Source organism: Bradyrhizobium sp. (assembly GCF_049586575.1).
Lineage (GTDB): Bacteria > Pseudomonadota > Alphaproteobacteria > Rhizobiales > Xanthobacteraceae > Bradyrhizobium.
The window spans coordinates 1-3,911 of the sequence record NZ_JBAVCF010000534.1; the positions used below are offsets into that span (position 1 = coordinate 1).

The 3,911-nt window shown below is 60.5% G+C and carries 4 protein-coding genes; all 4 read left to right on the forward strand.

What is annotated here, in order from left to right; genetic code table 11:
- Positions 1-122: 122 nt before the first annotated feature.
- The gene (locus WB528_RS20145) at positions 123-2,159 is read left to right on the forward strand and encodes a B12-binding domain-containing radical SAM protein (protein WP_423890166.1); all 2,037 of its coding nucleotides are present in this window, start codon (positions 123-125) and stop codon (positions 2,157-2,159) included.
- Positions 2,080-2,652 carry an adenylyltransferase/cytidyltransferase family protein gene (locus WB528_RS20150; protein WP_423890167.1) on the forward strand — a complete coding sequence of 191 codons (573 nt, stop codon included), beginning with the start codon at positions 2,080-2,082 and terminating at the stop codon, positions 2,650-2,652. The genes WB528_RS20145 and WB528_RS20150 overlap by 80 nt, the downstream gene beginning before the upstream one ends.
- Positions 2,653-2,734: 82 nt before the next feature.
- Positions 2,735-3,586: an FkbM family methyltransferase gene (locus tag WB528_RS20155; protein ID WP_423890168.1), complete on the forward strand. Its 852-nt coding sequence runs from the start codon at positions 2,735-2,737 to the stop codon at positions 3,584-3,586.
- Positions 3,583-3,911 (forward strand): radical SAM protein (locus tag WB528_RS20160; RefSeq protein WP_423890169.1); only part of this gene is annotated, 329 nt, incomplete at its 3' end. The genes WB528_RS20155 and WB528_RS20160, both read left to right, overlap by 4 nt.

Genomic DNA, 3,911 nt, shown 5'->3' on the forward strand with positions numbered 1-3,911 from the left:
GACAGGATGCCAGCAGGCGCTGGGAGAGTGTCGTGGCGCGAGTTCGCGTGGCCTTGCGCGACTACGCTTGCCGGTCATGAGCGACCTGCGTCTCACGGCAGCGCCTAGTCGCTTCTGGTGCCGTGCACGGCTCCGCCACTTGGCGCCGCCGGACTTCGGCGAGCACTGCATTCACTCGGCAATATTTGCCCGCAACGGCAAAGAAAAGCGTGGCTAGTCCGGCCGATCAAATAGGCTCCAAAACAAAAAACCTTATTTTACAGGCACTTGCATTGTGGTCTTGGTTTTGCATTGCCTTCCTCCTGCAGTGCGTCCTGATCGTCAGGATGAGCCGCCCGAAGGAGAGTGCCACGTCCACGATTGGCGCATCCAGCAGCAACGATCCCGACGCACAGGTTGATGCGCTGACGGAGCGGGGACAGCAGAGCAGCGCCGCCCGGGGCGCCGCTGCTCCGCGGTTGTTTGCGCCGACAAGCTCGCAAGGCACGAACATGCCTGCGCCTGCCAGCAAGACACGGTCAGTCTTACTTGTCGTGCTGCCCTCCGATTTGGGTGCGCCACAACTCGACGCGTCCAAAAAAACGTACAGAACCTATCTGGCGTTTCCTTACGGCGTTTTGACGATCGCCTCGTATCTCAAGCGATTTGCGGCGGGTCTCGGCCAAGTCGAAATTCTCGACCTGAACTTGCCCGGCGAGGAGCCGCCGGAGGCGCGGCTCGCCCGTAAGCTCGCAGTGATGACGCCTGACATCGTCGGCTTCTCCATGTCTTATGACGTGTCATACCCCTGGCTCAGGTCACTGGCGGCTGCGGTGAGACAGCATGACCCGAAGATCTGCATCGTCGCCGGCGGAGCCGCGATCACGACTGCCTATGACGAAGTGATCGCGAGTTGCGACGTTGACGCATGCTGTTACTCCGAAGGCGAGGTCGCGTTCAAAGAGCTGGTCGATGCCGACGACGTCGCGACCGTACTCTCTCGTGATCCGTGGGTGACAAGAACCAAACTGCGGGCGGCCCCAGTATACGACGACCTCGACCGTATCGTCGACGTTGATTATTCGCTCGTCGATGTGCCGGCTTACAGCATGCAGGAGGCGTTTTCCCCGTTCACCAAATTCAGCGCATCTTCCAAGCAGTTTTTTATCGTCACTTCGCGTGGTTGTCCCTTCAAATGCGTGTTTTGCGCGGAGCCTTCGTTCCACGGTGCGAATATGCGGTATGTCTCGGTCGACCGTGCGATCGAGCACATTGTCAATCTCAAAGCTCATTACGGGCTGAGTGTGCTCACCATTTACGATGACCAGATTCTGATGAACAAGCCGCGGGCGAAAGAGTTTTTTGGCAAGCTCGCGCCGCTCGATATCAGGGTCGAGATGCCGAACGGCGTCACGCTCTCTTACATCGACGACGAGATGGCGGCGCTCATGAAAGCCGCCGGCGTCGATACGCTGTTTCTCGCGATCGAGCATGGATCGAAGCGGGTGCTGAAAGATATCATCCGCAAGCCGATCGCCTACAGTCGGATCAAGCCGACCATCGAGCTTTTGCAGGCCGCCGGCATCTACTGCCAAGGTTTTTTTGTGATCGGCCTGCCGGGCGAGACCCGCGCCGAACGCGAGGAAACGCGCGACGTGATCCTGGACTGGGGCCTCGACTGGGCTTCGTTCAGCTTTGCGACGCCGCTGCGCGGCAGCGAGCTATTCCGTCAGTGTAAAGCCAACGGCTGGATCGATGAAAGATACCTGCCGCTCGGCGCTCTCGATATGAGGAAATACGTCATTCGGTCTCCCGGCATCGACCCCGCGGAGATCGAAAGCTTCGTGTTCAACGTCAATCTCGACGTGAACTTCGTGCATAACCGCAACATGCGCATCGGCAATTTTGAGGTTGCCCGTCGCGCATTCAAGGAACTTGTAGGGCGGCTTCCTGGCCATGCATTCGCGCACTATTTTCTGGCGCGATGCGACGACCTGCTCGTGCGCGACGGTAGCGCAGGCTACCGGAACTATGAGCAAATAGTCGCCGAGTCCGTGGTCTGGCGCGAGGCTGCCGAGCGTTTCGGATTGGAGATCGAGCATGACAACACCGCGGCCTCGGATAGTGCTCCTGCAGGGCGCTTTCGACATCCTGAACTACGGGCATATCAGGGCGTTTAAGTTTGCCAAGGCGCAAGGCGACTACTTGATCGTAGCGTTGAACACCAACGAGCTGATCCGAGACTATAAGGGCCGCGAGCCGGTGATGCCATGGTCCCACAAGCGGAGCATTATCGAGGCTTGCCGTTACGTCGACAGGGTGGTGCCGGCGCACGAGTTCTCGCCGCTGAAGCTTCTAAAGCGGTATGGGGTCGACGTTTACGTGATCAGCCACGAATGGGAGCATACCAAGGCTGCCGAGATCGCCTTTATGAAACAGAAAGGTGGCCGCGTTTGTTTCTCGCGGCGCTTTGACGGTGTCTCGACGTCGGCCATCAAGGCAACTCTGCTAAAGGAGCATCTCGATGCACGCGGCGCGATCGTTCAATCGGCTGCCGTTTCTGGAGGAGGCGATGAGCACGTTCGCGACGACGCCTTGTTTGGCTCCGCCGTCGCCAACGGAGCGACCGTTATACCTTTACGGGGCCGGCAATCTCGGCAGGCTAGCGTGTGAGTTTCTAACCGCTGTGGGGCATAATCCAGCCGGTATCTTCGAGCGTGGTGACCCGCTCCCGGAGGCCGGAGCCCGTATCGCGGTGAGCGTGGTCACGTCGCCCTACGTGACAATCGAGCGCTCATTGGCGGCTCGCGGTTGCAGCGATGTCGTGCCGTTCTACGATCTCGCCGAAAGCCTGCGGGGCCAGCATCCGCTGGCGAATGGCTGGTTTGCTGATCCGTTCACGGCGGCCGATCGGCGTGAGATCGAAGGCGTGCACGCCGGCTGGGACGATGATGTTTCGCGTGCCCACCACCTGCAATTCATTGCCTGGCGCCGGTTGCGCGAAGAATGGACGTTTGAGCACGCCCCGGTGTCGACCGAGCGCTACTTCATTCCGGAAGTCGTGGAAGGCTTGTGCGACCGTGAGATCTTCCTTGACGGCGGCGCGCACCATGGCGCTGTGTCGCTTGCGTTCGCAGCAAGGAGCGCCGGCCTCCGGGTCATCGCCGTCGAGCCGGACGCCGCCAATCGCGCGGTGTTGGCTGACAGGCTGCGCGGGCTGCCCCGGGCAGCGGTTCTCGATTGCGCGCTCGCGGCCGAGGACGGCACAGCCGCCTTCAGCGAAGGTTACGGCTTTGCGTCGAAACTGTCCGCGTTCGGCCAAGCGCAAGTCAGCGTGCGCTCGATCGACAGCCTCGGCGTCGAGCCGACCTTCATCAAGCTGCATCTCGAGGGCGGCGAGCTCGACGCTTTGCGCGGGGCTCGCGAGACACTCCATGCGCAACGGCCGATCGTGACCGCGACCGTCTACCATAATGCTGACGGACTATGGCGGACTGCCGGTTGGCTCATGCGCGAACTCGACGATTATCGGTTCTTGTTCCGAAATCATTGCTGGTGCGGTACCGGCGCTATCGTCTACGCGATCCCGCGGGAGCGCCGCCAATGAAAGCGAGATTGGAGCCGCGTATCAACTTGCAGGGGCGCACGGCCCTCGAGACGGTCATCCCGCTCGCCACGCCGTTCATCGTGTTCGTCGATCCGGCAAGCGCCTGCAATTTCAAATGCACGTTTTGCCCTACGGGTCACCGTGACCTGATCGCCGAGACTGGCCGCTTTCAGGGCGCGATGAAGTTCGAGGTATTCCAGAAAATCATCGACGATCTTGCGGAGTTTGATCGGCCGCTCAAGGTGCTTCGTCTTTACAAGGATGGCGAGCCGTTTCTCAACCGGCGGCTGGCCGACATGGTCGCCTATGCCAAGCGGTCTGGCCG